The organism is Streptomyces sp. NPDC028991 (assembly GCF_055564775.1).
This window is the reverse complement of the sequence record NZ_JBVHVP010000011.1, coordinates 25,939-41,792: the sequence shown is the minus strand read 5'-3', so window position 1 is coordinate 41,792 and position 15,854 is coordinate 25,939. Positions and strand designations below refer to the sequence as shown.

12 protein-coding genes are annotated in these 15,854 nt (G+C 71.4%); 4 read left to right on the top strand and 8 right to left on the bottom strand.

Going from position 1 to position 15,854, the window contains the following annotated elements:
- Window positions 1-9 precede the first annotated feature (9 nt).
- A complete protein-coding gene (locus tag ACZ4V1_RS21830; protein ID WP_468338605.1) occupies window positions 10-1,623 on the bottom strand; it encodes an MFS transporter in 1,614 nt (537 codons plus the stop codon).
- Window positions 1,624-1,860: 237 nt separating this feature from the next.
- Here ACZ4V1_RS21830 and ACZ4V1_RS21825 point away from each other — a divergent pair, with 237 nt between their 5' ends.
- Complete coding sequence (locus ACZ4V1_RS21825; protein ID WP_468338603.1) at window positions 1,861-2,556, top strand: TetR family transcriptional regulator; 696 nt, start codon at window positions 1,861-1,863, stop codon at window positions 2,554-2,556.
- A 73-nt stretch (window positions 2,557-2,629) separates the two neighbouring features.
- On the opposite strand, the gene ACZ4V1_RS21820 is transcribed toward ACZ4V1_RS21825, so the two are convergent.
- The 4 genes from ACZ4V1_RS21820 to ACZ4V1_RS21805 all read right to left on the bottom strand — a co-directional run bounded on the left by ACZ4V1_RS21820 (window position 2,630) and on the right by ACZ4V1_RS21805 (window position 6,459).
- Window positions 2,630-3,286 (bottom strand): TetR/AcrR family transcriptional regulator, encoded by a 657-nt coding sequence (locus ACZ4V1_RS21820; protein ID WP_468338601.1) that lies wholly within the window; start codon window positions 3,284-3,286, stop codon window positions 2,630-2,632.
- Window positions 3,287-3,540: 254 nt separating this feature from the next.
- Entirely contained in the window at window positions 3,541-4,887 is a 1,347-nt protein-coding gene (locus ACZ4V1_RS21815) for an APC family permease (protein ID WP_468338600.1), read from the bottom strand.
- A 122-nt stretch (window positions 4,888-5,009) separates the two neighbouring features.
- A complete protein-coding gene (locus ACZ4V1_RS21810) occupies window positions 5,010-5,087 on the bottom strand; it encodes a 50S ribosomal protein bL37 (RefSeq protein ID WP_370443954.1) in 78 nt (25 codons plus the stop codon).
- Window positions 5,088-5,244: 157 nt separating this feature from the next.
- Window positions 5,245-6,459, bottom strand: a complete 1,215-nt coding sequence (locus ACZ4V1_RS21805) for a N(5)-(carboxyethyl)ornithine synthase (RefSeq protein ID WP_468338598.1) — start codon at window positions 6,457-6,459, stop codon at window positions 5,245-5,247.
- A 693-nt stretch (window positions 6,460-7,152) separates the two neighbouring features.
- On the opposite strand from ACZ4V1_RS21805, the gene ACZ4V1_RS21800 reads away from it, so the two are divergent.
- Window positions 7,153-7,356, top strand: coding sequence for a cold-shock protein (locus ACZ4V1_RS21800; protein WP_468338596.1), 204 nt, complete (start codon window positions 7,153-7,155; stop codon window positions 7,354-7,356).
- Window positions 7,357-7,567: 211 nt separating this feature from the next.
- Window positions 7,568-8,659: a fatty acid desaturase family protein gene (locus ACZ4V1_RS21795; RefSeq protein WP_468338594.1), complete on the top strand. Its 1,092-nt coding sequence runs from the start codon at window positions 7,568-7,570 to the stop codon at window positions 8,657-8,659.
- A 321-nt stretch (window positions 8,660-8,980) separates the two neighbouring features.
- Here the strand turns inward: ACZ4V1_RS21795 and ACZ4V1_RS21790 are convergent, their stop codons facing one another.
- Both ACZ4V1_RS21790 and ACZ4V1_RS21785 read right to left on the bottom strand, forming a co-directional pair.
- Complete coding sequence (locus ACZ4V1_RS21790; RefSeq protein ID WP_468338592.1) at window positions 8,981-10,858, bottom strand: ABC transporter permease subunit; 1,878 nt, start codon at window positions 10,856-10,858, stop codon at window positions 8,981-8,983.
- Window positions 10,859-10,861: 3 nt separating this feature from the next.
- Entirely contained in the window at window positions 10,862-12,388 is a 1,527-nt protein-coding gene (locus ACZ4V1_RS21785) for an ABC transporter substrate-binding protein (RefSeq protein ID WP_468338590.1), read from the bottom strand.
- An 840-nt stretch (window positions 12,389-13,228) separates the two neighbouring features.
- Between ACZ4V1_RS21785 and ACZ4V1_RS21780 the strand changes: the two genes are divergently transcribed.
- Window positions 13,229-13,594, top strand: coding sequence for a hypothetical protein (locus tag ACZ4V1_RS21780; RefSeq protein ID WP_468338588.1), 366 nt, complete (start codon window positions 13,229-13,231; stop codon window positions 13,592-13,594).
- 386 nt (window positions 13,595-13,980) lie between these two features.
- Here ACZ4V1_RS21780 and ACZ4V1_RS21775 read toward each other — a convergent pair whose 3' ends face one another.
- Window positions 13,981-15,402, bottom strand: coding sequence for a non-reducing end alpha-L-arabinofuranosidase family hydrolase (locus ACZ4V1_RS21775; RefSeq protein WP_468338586.1), 1,422 nt, complete (start codon window positions 15,400-15,402; stop codon window positions 13,981-13,983).
- Between the last annotated feature and the right edge of the window lie 452 nt (window positions 15,403-15,854).

Here is a 15,854-nt window from a genome sequence, read left to right as displayed (position 1 = left end):
GGCTCCGACTCACCCGGCCGAGTCGCTGTACTCCGCGTCCCGTTCCCCGGCCGGCTTCTCCTCCCGCCCCTGCCGGGTGCCGCGGCGGCCGGGAAGGACGGCGAGGACGATCAGGGTGCCGGCGGCCATGATGATCCCGCCGACGAGGCTGGTCGTGGCGACGCCGTGGGCGAAGGCCTGGTTCACGGCGTCGGCGAGGGCCTCGGCCTGCTGCGGTCCGGCGGCGGGGTTCGTGGCGAGCCGCTCGGCGACGGCCAGTCCGCCGCCCACGGAGTCCTGGGCGGTGTCGAGCGCGTCCGCCGGGAGCCGGCCTCCGACCAGGTCGGCGAGTTCGTCCCGGTAGGCGGTGCCGAGCAGGGAGCCCAGCACGGCTATGCCGAGCGAGCCGCCGAGTTCCAGCGCGGTGTCGTTGGCACCGCCGCCGACACCCAGTTCGCTCTCCGGGAAGGAGCCCATGATGGTGTCGGTGGCCGGGGACACGCTCAGCCCGATCGCGAGGCCGAGCAGCAGCATCGGGGCCAGGAAGTCGGCGTAGGTGGAGTCCTTCTCGACGAGGGCCAGCAGGAAGACCCCGACGGTGCCGATCACCATGCCGGAGCCCACCATCGCCTTGACGCCCAGCTTCGGGGTCAGCTTCCCGGTCACCGCGGCGCCGACGAACACGGCCCCGGCCAGCGGCAGCAGCCGTACGCCGGTCTCCAGGGCGCCGTAGCCGAGCACGAACTGCAGGAACTGCGTGGCGTAGTAGATGGCGCCGTAGGTGCCGAAGAAGAAGAACAGCACGGCGAGCATCGAGCCGCTGAAGGGGCGCAGCAGGAACCTGCGCACGTCCAGCATGGGGTGCGGGTGGCGCAGCTCCCACCACACGAAGGCCGCCAGGCCGGTGACCGCGACGACGGCCGCGGCGACCGGACCGGCGCCCCAGCCGAAGTGCGGGCCCTCGATGCTCGCGTAGACCAGGCTGCCGACGGAGACGATGGAGAGCAGACCGCCCACGTAGTCGATCCGGCCCATGCCGGCCGCCTTGGACGGCGGGACGAGGACCAGCGCGCCGACGACGGCGGCGACCGCGATGGGAACGTTGACCAGGAAGGTCGAACCCCAGGCGTGATCCTCCAGGAGCCAGCCCGCGACCAGCGGACCGACCGCGATGGCCAGGCCGGAGGTGGCGGTCCAGGCCGTGATGGCGCGGGCCCGCTCCCCCTTGGGGAAGACCGCGACCAGCAGCGACAGTGTGGCCGGCATGACGACGGCGGCGCCCACGCCCATGATCGCCCGAGCCGCGATGACCAGCCCCGTCTCGTCCACCAGGCTGCCCATCACCGACCCGCCCGCGAAGATCACCAGGCCGGTGATCAGCGCGCCGCGGCGGCTGTACTTGTCGCCGATCGAGCCGAGCACCAGCATCAGCGCGGCGTACGGGACGGTGTAGCCGTCGATGACCCACTGCAGGTCACTGCTGCTCAGGCCCAGGTCGGCCGTCATGGCAGGCGCGGCCACGATCAGGGACGTGTTGGCCATGACGACGATCAGCAGGCTCAGACACAGCACGAGGAGCGCCCACCAGCGCCGCGCGTAGGGCCCGGTCATCTTGTCGACGGGTGTGGTGGCTAGGAGGGGCATGGGGGCTCCCGGGGAACTAGGGCAAGCAAGGGAAAGTTAATTGCCCATCGGTGTGCAGACTAGTGGCAGAGTAGTTTGTTGCACAGGGACGTGCAAATATCTCGACGTGCCCTTCCGCCGGAGTCCGTTCGGAAGCCCTTCCGAAGGCCCCGGATGCCCCTCCAGAAGCCCATCCGGAGTCCCTTCCGACCGTCCCTCCCGAAGCCCATCCGAGTCCGTTCCGATCGAGGTACCGAGGTGACCACCACACGCGCCCGCATCCTGCGGGCGGCCGAGCGTGAACTGGGCCGCGACCCCGACCGCAGCCTCAGCGCGATCGCCGCGGCGGCCGGCGTGGCGCGCCGGACCCTCTACGGCCACTTCGCCGGCCGGGAGGCGCTGACGGAGGGGCTCGTCGAGCAGGCCGCGGAGGCGGTACGGCATGCGATGGCGGGTACGGGCGGAGACGCCGTACGGCATGCGGCGGCGGGCGCGGGCGCGCCGGTCGCCGTACGGCATGCGGCGGCGGGCGCGAACGCGCCGGTTCCGGACGACGACCCGGTGACCGCCCTGGCCCGCTTCGTCCTCACCCTGTGGCCGGTCGGCGACCGCTACGGCACGCTCATCGCCCTCGCCCGCCGCCGGGGCCTCGGCCCCGACCGGGTGAGCGCGATCCTCGCCCCGGCCCGCGGCACGGTCGCCGGCATCATCGCCCGCGGTCAGCGAGCGGGCGTCTTCCACACCGGTGTTCCGGCCGGCGTGCTCGGCGCCGCGCTGGAGGCGCATCTGCTGGCGCTCCTGGGCTGCGCCCGTTCCGGGGCCTGGGACGGCGGCGGCCCGGACGCGGCCGTGGCAGCGCTGATCGTCGTTGGGGTCGGGAGCGACGCCGCGACGGGGACGGTGCGCGGTGTGGGTGGTACAGGCGGTACAGGCGGAACAAGCGGCGCCGGATAGGGCCGGCGCGCGAGTGCGCGCACGGTCCGGCCCGGAAGCGTCCGCCGTACGGGAATCCGTCCGGCCCGGCGCCTCACTCGTCCGGGACGGCCTCCGCGCGCGCCACCGGTGCCACGTCCTCGACCACGGCCCGGGCCCGCTGCTCCGGGACGCCGGCCGCGATGAGCTGGGCGACCGCGGCCCGGGTGCCGTCGTCCTCCAGCGCACCGGTGTTGACCTGCTCCAACAGCGCCACCGTCATGGCCTCCAGTCCGGCGCTCAGCACGGCCGGGGGCAGGTGGCCCGGGAAGACACCGTCCCGCTGCCCCCGCTCCAGGATGGCGGTGACCTCCGCGCGGGCCGGCGCCAGGATCTCGGCCACCCGCTCCACGCCCAGGTCGTGCCGGGCCAGCGCCAGGAGCATCCGGTAACGGTCGCCCACGGGCCACATCAGCAGCACGAAGTGCGCGAGCGCGCGCTCGGCCGGCTCGGCGGGCCCCACCCGCTGCGCCCCGGCGTCCATCGCACTCCGCAGCACCTCGGAAGCTTCCTCGGCGAGGGCCTCCAGCAGCGCCGCGCGCCCGGGGAAGTGACCGAAGAGAGTCCTCCGCACGACACCGGCGGCCCGGGCCAGTTCCTCGAGGGTCGTGTCCGGGTTCCGCCCCAGCTCCCGGCGGGCCGTGGCCAGGATGCGCGCCCGGTTGGACCGCGCGTTGCGGCGCTGCGGCTCACGGGCGACGGGCTTGGTCACGGGGGAACCTCTGGGCGGTCGGGCGGGGCAGCGGGGGCGTCCATTCTGGCACGGAGACCCCGGCCCGGCCGGTGACCGGCGGGCTCGGGGCACCGGAACGGCTCCACGCGGAACCACGACGGAGAAGAGGACCCCCGCGACGCACCCGACGTCGACCGCTCCACGCCCCGCGGACCACGACCGGAGCCCCCTTCCCCTCCCCCGGCGGCTCCACGCCCCCGGCGGCTCCACGCCCTCGGCGGCCCCGCGACCGGCTACCCGCGTCCGGCCGGTTCCGGGCCCCGGCCCCGCCGCGCGGCGGCGAGCGCGGCGAGCACCATCCCCACGGCCACGACCAGCAGACCGCGCAGCCACACCTCGGCCTCGATCTGCGTGGCGAGCGCGACGCAGGACAGAGCGCCCAGCACGGGGAGCACGGTCGGGGCACGGAAGTGATCGGCCTCGACACGGTCGCGGCGCAGCACGAGTACGGCCGTGTTGACCATGAGGAAGACCACGAGCAGCAGCAGGACCAGGGTGGACGCCAGCGTGGCGACGCTGCCGGTGAGCGCGAGGAGCATCGACAGCAGGGTCGTGACCGCGATCGCGGCCCACGGTGTACGGCGGCCGGGCAGCACCTTGGTCAGCGCGGTGGGCAGCAGCCCGTCCCGGGCCATGCCGTAGGCCAGGCGGGAGGACATGATGCCGGTGAGCAGCGCGCCGTTCGCCACGGCGACGAGCGCGATGGCGCTGAACAGCCGGGGCGGGACGCCGCCGGCCGCCTCGACGACCTCGAGCAGCGGCCCGCTCGACTCGGCCAGCCGGGCCGTCGGCACCGCCACGGACGCGGCGAGCCCCACCAGCACGTACACGGCGCCCGCGGTGGCGAGGGCGCCGAAGAGGGCGCGCGGGTAGGAGCGCCGGGGGTCGCGGGTCTCCTCGGCGACGTTCACGGACGTCTCGAAGCCGACGAAGGAGTAGTAGGCCAGTACGGAGCCGCTCAGGACCGCCGCCGCGGCGCCCTTCTCCGGCGTCCCGAGCTGCCCGAGCCGCGCCACGTCGCCGTCGCCGCGCAACAGCAGCCGGACACCGAGGACGACGATGACGAGGAGGCCGCCGACCTCGACGACGGTGGCGACGACGTTGGCTCGGGTCGACTCCTTGATGCCCCGCGTGTTGACCAGCGCGAGCAGGGCGAGGAACAGGACGGCGACGAGCGCCACCGGCAGCGTCACGAAGGCCGACAGGTAGTCGCCCCCGAAACCGCGGGCGAGGGCCGCCACGGAGACGATGCCGGCGGCGAGCATGCAGAAGCCCGCGACGAATCCGGCGAACGGTCCGAAGGCTCGGGTGGCGTAGTGGGAGGCCCCTCCCGCCCGCGGATACTTCGTGGCCAGCTCGGCGTAGGAGGCGGCGGTCAGCATCGCCAGCAGCAGCGCGACGGTCAGCGGCACCCACACCGCTCCCCCGGCGTCCCCGGCCACCTGTCCCACCAGGACGTAGACGCCGGCGCCGAGCACGTCGCCCAGGATGAAGAAGTACAGCAGCGGGGTGGTCAGCGCGCGCTTGAGTGCCGGGCTGTCCGGCGCGTCCGCCGTCGGTTGCTCTCCGAGTCTCGCCATGACGCCTCAGGTTTCCCGAAAGGACGGGAAGCACGCCCTGTCGCCGCGCCGCACGGGGCGCCCCGCCAGGAACGCGTTCGGGTGGGCGGCGACCGCCACCCACCCGATACGTCGACGCGTCCTCAGCTCTGCGGACGGCTGCCGTGGTTCGCGCCGTTCTTGCGGCGGGCCTTCTTCTTACGACGTCGCTTCGAGGACATCGAAACCTCCTGTTCCTGCGCGTTCACGTACTATCCACCGGATTGTGGCCCCGGAGATCACGGAGCGCCTTTCCCACCGGCGCGACGGCAAACCCCACACGCCAAATGCACACGGGTGGCCTACGTCACGGGAGGCGACGCCGCCCCACCGCGGGGGTCAGACCGGCTGCGCGGAGGAGTGCGGAGCCGAAGCCGAAGCCGAAGCCGAAGCCGGAGCCGAAGCCGGAGCCGGAGCCGGGACGTGCGGGTACTCGGCAGGCCGGTTCTGGAAGGAGAGGATCTTGGGGTTGAGGACGACTCCGTCGCGGATCTCGACGGCGTTGCTGACCGTGGCATCGCCGTCCCAGGACGCGGGGCCGCTCATGACCGTGCGCAGATAGGGCAGCAGCGCCTCGCTGATCTCCCAGGTGGCCGAGTTCCACAGATGCGACGGGCTGTGGTCCACCCCGTAGTAGTGGCAGCCGGGGCCCACTGCGATCACCGGGTCTTCGAAGGTGGTCGGCCGGGCCCACTCGAAGCCCATCCCCTCGTCGCAGGAGACGTCGACGAAGAGGGTCCCGGGCCGGAACAGGGCGAGTTCCTCGTCGGTGACGAACGTCAGCGGCGCGTCGGTGTCCTGCCGCACGCAGTTGACGATGATGTCGAACCCGGCCAGATGTTCCGCGAGCGGCACGGGGCCCAACCCGGTGGGCACCTCCAGGCGGGACGGATCGCCCGCCCGCTCCGCGAAGTGGCCCATCACCACCGAGGGCATCGGCGAGGCCACCGCGGCGGCGGCCCGCTGGGTGAGCACCGTGACGTCGGAGACGCCCAAGGCGCCCAGGCCCGTGACCGCCCCGCGTGCCGTGGCGCCGAAGCTGATGACCGCCGCGCGCATCCGGCGGCCGTAGCTGCCGGTCAGCCCACCGAGCTGCAGGGCGTGCAGCACCGAGGAGTAGCCGGCGAGCTCGTTGTTCTTGTGGAAGACATGGACGCTGAAGGCGCCCGTGGAGGTCCAGTGGTTCATGGCCTCCCAGGCGATGAGGGTGAGCCGCCGGTCGATGCCGAGCTGGGTCATCCGCTCGTCCTGCACGCAGTGCGGCCAGCCCCACAGCACCTGGCCCGCACGCAGTTGGGCGACGTCCTCGTGCGTCGGCTTGGGCAGCAGCAGCACGTCGCACTCGGCGATGAGCCGCCCGCGGGAGCGCAGCCCGCCCACCAGCGGACGCAGCGTGTCGTCGGCGACGCCGAACCGTTCGCCGTAGCCCTCTTCGAGGAAGACCTTCGCGCGTACGTCGGGTGCGATCCGGTCGAGGTGATCGGGATGCAACGGCAGTCGGAACTCGTTCTCCTTGAGGGAGGAGGCGAGCACTCCGAGACTCAGCAGACTCATGCGCGTCCTTCTATTTCGTTGTCGTCGTACGTGTTCGTCGTCGTACGTGTTCGTCGTCGTACGTGTTCGTCGTCGTACGTGTTCGTCGTCGTACGTGTGGCCGCCGGGAGCGCCCGGCCGGGAACGGACGGCCCGGGCCCGGGAACGCGATCACCCCGGTGCCTGAGGAGGCTGCTCCCGCGGCGGGGAGGGGCTTCTCGCCGGGTACGTGTGCCCGAAGGGCGCCCGCAGGTGCCTGGGGAGCTGGGAGATCCGGCTACCGCCGGGCGCGGAAGAGCTCGCGGGAGACGGCGGGACTGTGCGAGCCAGAAGGCATCGCGTGGCTCATTTCCGGCCGGATTCGTCGTACGTCGGCCATTTGCCGTTCTCCGGGTGCGACGCCGCGACGGATGACGGCATACGAGGTGCGCCCAGTGGACGCAACCGTACTCCCTTTCGCGCCCGGCCCCGACCTGCCGCGAGCGGGCCGCAGCCGCGCCGAGGGTCCCTCTCCGCCGGCGCGGGAACGCATCCGGCACACCGAACGTTGTGACGAGTGGTTGTGGTTTGAAGTTTGCGAACGTGGAAGCGCCCGCGGAGTTCCGACAGCGGGCGCCGTCGTTTGGGGTTTTCTTCGACGGCTGGCGACCAGCAACCCGGAGGCGCGCGGACGTGTGCTCTCCGATCGGCTCGTCGTCTCGGAGGAGACAGCGCATGGCTCAAGGAACAGTGAAGTGGTTCAACGCGGAGAAGGGTTTCGGCTTCATCGCCCCCGATGAGGGCGGCACCGACGTCTTCGTCCACCACTCGGCCATCGACACCGAGGGCTTCCGCTCCCTGGAGGAGAACCAGAAGGTGGAGTTCGCCTCCAGCCAGGGCCCCAAGGGCATGCAAGCCGACCAGGTCCGTGCGCTCTGAGGCGCGCCTTCCCTGAACAGGCAGTCACCGGGGCGGGCCCGGTCCCAGAACGGGCCCCGTTCCCAGGACCAGCCCCGTCCCCAGGACGAGTCCTGTCCCGAAGCCGGCACCTTCCGGGGCAGGCCCGTGCACGCGGGCCCGTCCCGGGGTGCTCGCGCCGCCCGGCGCCCTGCCCGCGCCGTCGGCGCCCACGCACCCCGAGAGGTAGAACGTGACCACGGAGACCATCGACCGGGGGAACGGCCCGGCGGACCCCGCCCGAACGACCGAGACCCCGCCCACCCGCCGCGGCAGTGACTTCGCCGCCCTCTCCCGCGAGGTGAAGGAGAGCGGGCTGCTGAGGCGCCGCCCGGTCTACTACGCCGTCAAGGTCGGGGCGAACCTGCTCCTCCTGGCCGCGGGATGGACCGCCTTCGTCCTGCTCGGCCAGTCGTGGTGGCAGTTGGGGACCGCCGCGTTCCTCGCGGTGATGTTCACCCAGACCGCCTTCATCGGGCACGACGCCGGCCACCACCAGATCGCCGGCACCAAGCGGGTCAACGACCTGCTCGGCCGCGTCCACGCCGACCTGCTGGTCGGTCTCAGCTACGGCTGGTGGATCGACAAGCACACCCGGCACCACTCCCACCCCAACCACGTCGACCGCGATCCCGACATCGCCGACGGCGCGATCGCCTTCACCGAGGACCAGGCCCGCGTCCGCCGGGGGGCCCACGCCTGGCTGGGCCGCCACCAGGCCTGGCTCTTCTTCCCCATGCTGCTGCTGGAGGGACTCGCCCTGCACGTCGCGGGTGTACGGGCGATGATCGAAGGCACCGGCAGGCGTACCGGGCGGGCGGCCAGGCTGGCCGAGGCGGGCATGTTGACGACGCACATCGTCGGCTATCTCACCGCCCTGTTCTGGTTCCTGACCCCCCTTCAGGCCGTGGCCTTCCTCCTTGTGCACCAAGGGCTGTTCGGTCTGTACATGGGGTGCTCGTTCGCCCCCAACCACAAGGGCATGGCCCTGTTCGCCAAGGACGACAAGGTCGACTTCCTGCGCCGCCAGGTGCTGACGTCACGCAACATCCGTGGCCACCGGTTCACCGACCTGGCGCTCGGCGGACTGAACTACCAGATCGAGCACCACCTGTTCCCGTCCATGCCGCGGCCCAGCCTGCGCCGTGCCCAGGAGATCGTGCGCGCGTTCTGCGCCCGGCACGGCATCGCGTACCACGAGACGGGCCTCTTCGACTCGTACGCCCAGGTGCTCAGGCACCTCCACGCCGTCGGCGGACCACTACGCCCCGAACTGGAGTACTGACCACTCACCCGCCCGCACCTGAGCGCAGGCGAGCCGAGCGGGCCGGCACCAGAAACGGGCGGCGCGGGGATACCGGCGCTGACGCCGTTGAACCGCAGCACAACGCGCAGGGCGAGTCAGGCGGAGTGCTCGTCGCCGTCGATCAGTGCCTCGTTTCGGGCAACGGAGTGCGGCAGTGCCGCGGTTTCCTCGTGCGGCGTGGCTCGGTCCGGCTCCGAGAACGCCGGCTTGGCTGGGAGCCGCTCGGACCCCGAGCCGGAGTCCTGCCCCCGTGCCGACGGCCCGGTCCGCGCGGCCCCTCCGGGAAGAGCCGCCGAGCGATCAGAGCGTCGGACGAGCGTCACCGCTTCGCGGGCCGCCAAGGCCCACCGTGAAACGCCGGGGGCGGCGAGTTTTCGGGACGAGGCCGTGCCGGACCCGTCGGGTACCGCCCGGTCCCGACGCCGTGGCGGACACGGCGAGGACGGAGAGCAGGACCAGTGCGCAGGCCGGGCCGAGGACGGTCCAGGGGGCCAGTTCGGCATAGGGCTGGTTCTCCGACAGCAGCCGCCCCCACTCCGGAGTGGGCGGCTGCTCACCCAGCCCCAGGAAGCCGAGGGAGGCCAGCACCAGGACCATGGTGGGCAGCCGCAGCAGGGCGTTGCGCACGAGCGCGGGCAAGGCCGCGGGCAGCAGGTGGTTGCGCAGGATGTACAGCGGGCCGGCGCCGAACGAGATCGACGCGAGCATGTGACCGCTGGCCCGTTCCTCTTCGAGTAGCGCGGCGGCCTGGGCGGCGTACGGCGTCCAGCCCACCAGGCACACCGCGCACGCGGCACCCCACACGGACGGGCCGGTCACCGCGGTCGTCAGCAGTCCCGCGAGGACGGCCGGCAGTGTGGACGCCACCTCGGTCAGGCCCGCGCTCACCCGAGCCGTCATACCGAGCAGCAGCCCGACGACGGCACTGACCGCGGTCACCGCGAGGGCCACGCCGGCCGTGCGCAGCGCCCCGTGACCCAGCCGGGCGAGCAGGTCCCGGCCGAGGGGGTCGGTGCCGAGCGGGTGCTCGGCGGACGGCGGCAGCAGCCGGGCGGCCGTGTCCACGTGCAGGGGATCGCGCAGCAGACCGGTCACGACGAGGACGAGCAGGGCGACGCCGCAGAGGCCGGCGGCCCAGCGCGTGGAGTGCCGTGGCGCGGGAGCCGACCGGGGCGGGGCGGCCAGCGCGCCGTCACGCAGGGCCGGGCCGAGCAGGGCACGGCGCAGAACCTGGATGAGGAGGCCGGCAACAACACCGAGCAGGACGAGGAACAACGTCGCGGTCTGCAGCGGCGGGAGGTCCTGGGCCACGGCGGCGTCCAGGGCGAGCCGGCCGAGACCCGGGATGTTGAAGATCTTCTCCACCGCGACCGCGCCGCCGACCAGGGCGACGACGGTCGGCAGGAGTTGTGGAAGGACACCGGCCAGCGCGCGGCGCAACGCGTTGCGGACGACAAGGCCGGACGGGAAGCCGAAGGCGCGCCAGGTCCGTGCCCACGGCTCGTCGAAGGCGGCGGGCAGGGCCTGGTCGAGCAGGCCGCCGATCATCGCTCCGGACGGTACGCCGAGGGCGAGCGAGGGCAGCACCATCGACTGCGGTCCCTCCCAGCCACTGGAGGGGAACCAGCCCAGCCAGACGCCGCAGACGGTGGCGAGCAGCGAGGCGAGCAGGAACTTGGGCAGTGCGGCGAGGACGGCGGCCCCGGTGCCCGCGCCCGCCCGGTACAGCCGCCGTCGCGAGCCGAGGTACAGGGTGCGGGCGCTGACCAGCGCGGCCACCGCGACGGTGACCGCGAACGCGCCGAACATCAGGGTGAGGGAGACCGCGAAGGCGGACGTCACCTGGGGCAGCACCGGCTCGCCCGACACCCAGGAGGTGCCCGCGTCACCGAGCGGCAGCCCGCCGAGCCAGTGCACGAGGTGGCTGAACGGCCCTTCGTCCAGGCCCAGTTGCTCCCGCACGGCGGCCAGTTGGGCAGGCGTCGGGTCCTGGTCGGCCTGGCGGGCCCGGAGGACCGTCAGCGCGGGGTCGGTACCTGACAGCCAGGGCAGCAGGGCGACGGCCGTCAGCAGCGCGGCACCCGCGAGGAGGCGGCAAAGGCCGGCGGGCCACCGGGACGGGCGGGCGTCGGCACCGGCCGAAGTTCGGGTGTCGGCACCGGCCGAAGTCACAGTCATCGACTACTTCAGGCGCGTGTCGACATCGATCAGCGCGCGCTCGCGGGGGTCGAGCAGCACGCCCGTGACCTCGGGGCTGACGCCCTGTACGACCTTCTCGTGGACCAGCGGCACGACGGCGTCGGTACGCAGGATCTCCGCCTCGGCCCGCATGGCCTTCTGCTGCCGACGCGCGCTGTCGCCTTCCTCGGCGGCGGCCTCGATGGCCTGGTCGACCCGGGCGTCCTTCAGGCCCGCGATGTTGTAGACGCCGTCGCTGGTGAAGTCGCTGGCGAGGTAGGCGACCGCGTCCCCGGTGTCGAGGAGCGTCACCCGGGAGAAGACGAGCGCGTCGTACTTGCCCGCGAGGAGGTCGGCCTCCATCCGCGTGTACTCGCGCACGTCCTGCTTGACGGTGAACCCGGCCTTCTCCAGCTGCTGCTGGAGCACGGTGGCGGCCTCGGGCAGCTCGGCCCGGTTGGTGTAGGTGGCCAGGCGCAGCGTGCGGCCCCTCGTCCTCGACTTGATCTGGGCGGCGGTCGCAGCCTCGGCGCGGCCGGACACCTCGACCCGGTGGCCGGCCGCCCAGGGGATCGCGGGCCCGAACAGTCCCTGTGCGGGGTCGGCGTACCCGCCGAAGACCGAGTCGACGAGGGCGGAGCCGTCCACGGCCGCACGGGCGGCCGCACGGAGGGACGCGTCGGTGAAGACGCCGCTTCGTGTGTTGAGGATCAGGCTGTCGGTCCGCACGGAGGGCACTTCGTGACGAGTGCCCTCGTCCAGCAGTTTCGCCTGCGCGGTGGGGATCCACTCGGCGATGTCGACGTCGCCTCCTCGCAGGGCGTTGGCGCGGGCGGTGCCGTCGGCGATCCAGGTGACGTCGATGCCGGACGACTTGGCCTTGCCGCCCCAGTAGCCGTCGTAGCGGTCGAGGGTGGCCTCGGTCTTCCCGGTGAGCTTGGTGATCTCGAAGGGGCCGGTGCCGTTGTTGACGGGGTCGACGACGCCGTCCTTCGCGTACGCCTTGGGGGCGAGGATGCCCAGCGCGGGACTGGCGAGGCGCAGCGGGAGGACGGGGTCGGCGGTCTTCGTCGTGAGCGTGACGGTGTCGGCGTCATCGGCCTTCGCGGTGAGGGTCACGTCGCTGAGCACACGGGGCTTGGGCTCGGCGGCGGCCGCGTGGTCGAGCGCGTTGACGACGGACTCGGCGGTCACCGCGGTGCCGTCCTGGAAGTCGGCCTTGCGCAGCTCGAACGTCCAGGTGGTGTCGCTCCGCCGCTTCCAGGACTTCGCCAGCGCGGGCGCTGCGGAGCCGTCCTCGTCGAGCGCGGTGAGCCCTTCGGCCACGGAGAGCTTGCTCAGCACGGTGGCGTCGTTGCTGTACGGCGACAGGGCTCGCACCGGCGGCACCGCGAGGGCCACCCTCAGCCGACCGCCGGATCCGTCGTTCGCCCCGGCGTCGGCACCGCCCTCCCCCGACACGAAACAGCCGGCCAGCAGCGGAGCGAGGGCGAGCACCGTGAGGGGAGCACGGGAGCGGGGCGTGCGCATGTGGGTCCTGTCGTACGAGGGGGGACGGCGTGCCCTGGCCGCGGCGGGCGCGCCTCAGAGACCTCGGCAGTCTATGAGGTAAGCCTTACCAAACTTCACCCGGGTGACTGAACGCTCAACATATGAACCGACCGCCATCCCAAGGTCGCGTCAGAGGTGACACCGCCGCGGTCCGGTAGAACCGCGCGTCAGTGCGCGGTCGGCATGACCGGGAGAGGCGGACCAAGCTGCCGCCGGAGTCCGTGCCGCGACTTCGTCGAGCTCTTCGGAGGGACACCGGCGGATGGGCCGGCCGAACGGGAGACGCCCGAGGGGCACGTCCCGCGCGGAACGGACGAAGTGGTGGTCGACTCGCGGCGCCCGAAGCCGTGCACCACTGACAAAGCTTCTGGCACGAATGACAAAGTTCGAGGCCGACGACGCCCCTAGGCTTCATGAGCGAGACCGGAGAAGGGAGCGAGTGCGACAGCGTCGATGCCGTTTCGACCACCAACGGCTTCGAACAGCGACGGCCCGACGGCCCGCCTACGACACCACGAGTCGGAACCGCTACCTGCTGTTCGGCAGCGGAGGGCCCGAGTTCAAGGCCCTACGGGCTGCCCTCTGCCGGCTCCTGATTCTGCTGAATCCTCAGGCCCTGATCCACCACCTGACCGGAGCCGCGGACGAGCCTCACTCGTCACCCCGCCACGGGATGCACCGAGCGGGACTTCCTCCAAGCGAAGCGTCGCCATCGCCATCGCCATCGCCATCGCCATCGCCCAGTGCACCGCCGCCTCCTGGTCGGAGACACCACGGGGCGCACCTCGAGTCCCCCTCACAGAATGGCAGGTATCACACATGAAGCCTTGGACGCGGAAGCTCGTCGGCGTGATCGGTGCGACTGCCGCCGCCGTCACCATTCCGATGGTGGCCGCGCCGTCGGCGCACGCCGTCAGTGCGTACGGTTGCAACTATCCCGAGGTTTGCTTCTACTCCGGTCCCAGCGTGCAGTCCGGAATCGTCGCTCGCTTCCAGGTGGTGACATCTTCCTGGCAGTACTTGCGGTACCCGAACACCGGCTACGCCGTCGTGAACACTCGCAACGACGACGTCGCGTACGTATTGCAGAGTGACGGAAAGGTGTTGTGCGTGAAGCCGAACGGTAGCTTCGGCTCTGGGGAAAGAGTCATAGCCGTTCGCATCGACTCACGATCCACCTGCTGAGAACGGTCACGTAACCGAGGACCCTCTTCCATCCCCGCCCGACGGGTGGATTCTCCTAGGGCCTGCCCGCCCGGGAAAGCCCTACGGCAGGGCCCTGCCACCCCGACGGCAGGGCCCGAACCCGAATGGACTAAAGGGGGCGCCTTGGGGCGTCTTGTACGAGCCTCCACTGCTGGGTGCCGAGCCACGCGTCCTCGCGGCGGTCCTTCAGGTCTCGCCGGCGGAGTACCCGGGCCGCGACAACGGCACCGCAGGTGAGAGGAACCCCGGCCGCCGCACGGCTGGGGTTCCTCGGTGCCGTCGGTCAGGAGGTGGAATCGCCCACGCCGTGAACCGCTCGCCTTACCTGCGGACCGCGCCACATCACGGGCACCGTGACCGGTAGGTCAGCGCCGCAGGGTGAGGACACCCGGCCGCCACGGCAGCCGGTTGTAGTCGCCGCCCGCGTTGGGGTCCTTGCCCTGGTAGAGGAACTGCAGGTTGCAGGGGTCGATGGTCATGGTCTGGTCAGGGTTGTCGCGGACCAGGTCACCGTGGCTGATGTCATTGGTCCAGGTGGCACCGCTGTTGGCCTTGCCCGCGAAGGGGTTGCTCTCACTGGCGGCCTGCGGGGTCCACGAGCCGCTCAGGCTGGAGGCCGTGAAGGAACGGAAGTAGCGCCCGTTCGCGCCCATCGCCTCGACGATCATGAGGTACTGGTTCTGGCCCTGGACCTTGTAGACCTGCACGCCCTCGAACAGGTTGGCCTTCGTGTCACTCATGACCGTCGTGTACGACGAGCCGAAGTTGCCCGGGAAGTTCCCGATCGGCATGCTCGCCCGGTAGATCTTGCCGTTGTCACCGGCGAAGAACAGGTACATGTTCTGGCCGTCGGCGATCAGGGTCTGGTCGATCGGGCCGGTGTCGGAGCCGGAGATGCTCCCGGTGAACAGCGGCTGCGGGGAGGACCATCCGTTGGGGTTGGTCGGGTCGCTCGACGTGCGGTAGATGAAGGGCCACGGACCCCACTGGTACGCCAGCACCCAGATGTTCTTGGGCGCGAAGTAGAACAGCGTGGGCGCCACCGCGGCCTGGCTCATCCCGGTCTGGCCGGCAGACGCCATGTCCGACCAGTTCGTGAAGGGACTGAACATCATCGAGCCGTACGACGATCCCGAGAAGTTCGACGCGTAGACCAGGTGCTTGCCGTTGTGCGTCACGGTGGTGAAGTCCTTGACCGCGGCCCACCCGTTCGCCGGCTGTGCCAGCACACCCGTCGAGGACCACCGGTACGCCGACGGAAGAGAGCACGTGCCGTCCGGCGGCGTTCCGGTCAGACCGGTCCACTTCTGGTTGCTGCCGCCGTTGCACGTCCAGAGCTGTACCGCCGTGCCGTTGGCCGTGCCGGCGCCCGTAGCCTCCAGGCACAGTCCGGACTGCACGCCGACGACCGTGCCGTCGGCGTTCACCCGCCACCGCTGGTTCGCGCCGCCGGAACAGCTCCAGATCTGCACCCTGGTACCGGCCGTGGTGGCGTGGCCCGGAACGTCCAGGCACTTGTCGCCGTACACGGTGAGCTGGTCGCTGTCCGTGAGCGTCCACTGCTGGTTGGTCCCGCCCCAGCAGTCGTAGATCTGCAGGTACGTTCCGTTGGTCTGGCCGGCGCCCTGCACATCCAGGCACCGGTTCGAACCGACACCGCGCAAGGCGCCGGTGGAAGCCGCCTGAGCCGGGGTGGTGACGAGCATCGCCGCCAACGCGGCCAGGACCGCAACCGCGGCGGCGAGCACCGCGGACGGATGCCTGCGGCTGAAACTTCCTCTGTGCATAGGGACTTCCTCAACCGTGAGTGGGCGGTTCCGGCCGGCCTCGTCAGAGGTCGTCCGGACTGTCGGTGCACTGCGGTGTGCGGCGGCCCATGAGCACCACGGCAGACCGCTTGCGGCTTCCCGGTCCTTCGCGACCGTCTGAATGACCGGTGGTGCCCAGCGTCTCGGGCGGCATGGGCACCAGGGATGGAGGCTTCGACGACCGAGCGCCCGGGCGACGAGGGCGACGAGGGCGACGAGGGCGACGACAATGATTGGCGAGGTCATGACACATGCATGCGGCACGGCTCCTTGCGGCTCCACGTTCGGGCGGTGCGACCCGAAGCGAGAGCGACTTCAGATGTCCGTGATATCGAACGCAGATCGAAGTATCGAGCAAGCTGAATGATAGAGAACCGGTGAACGACGTCAATACCTTCCGCAGAGGTCGTCATCGATACCGAAACTTTCGC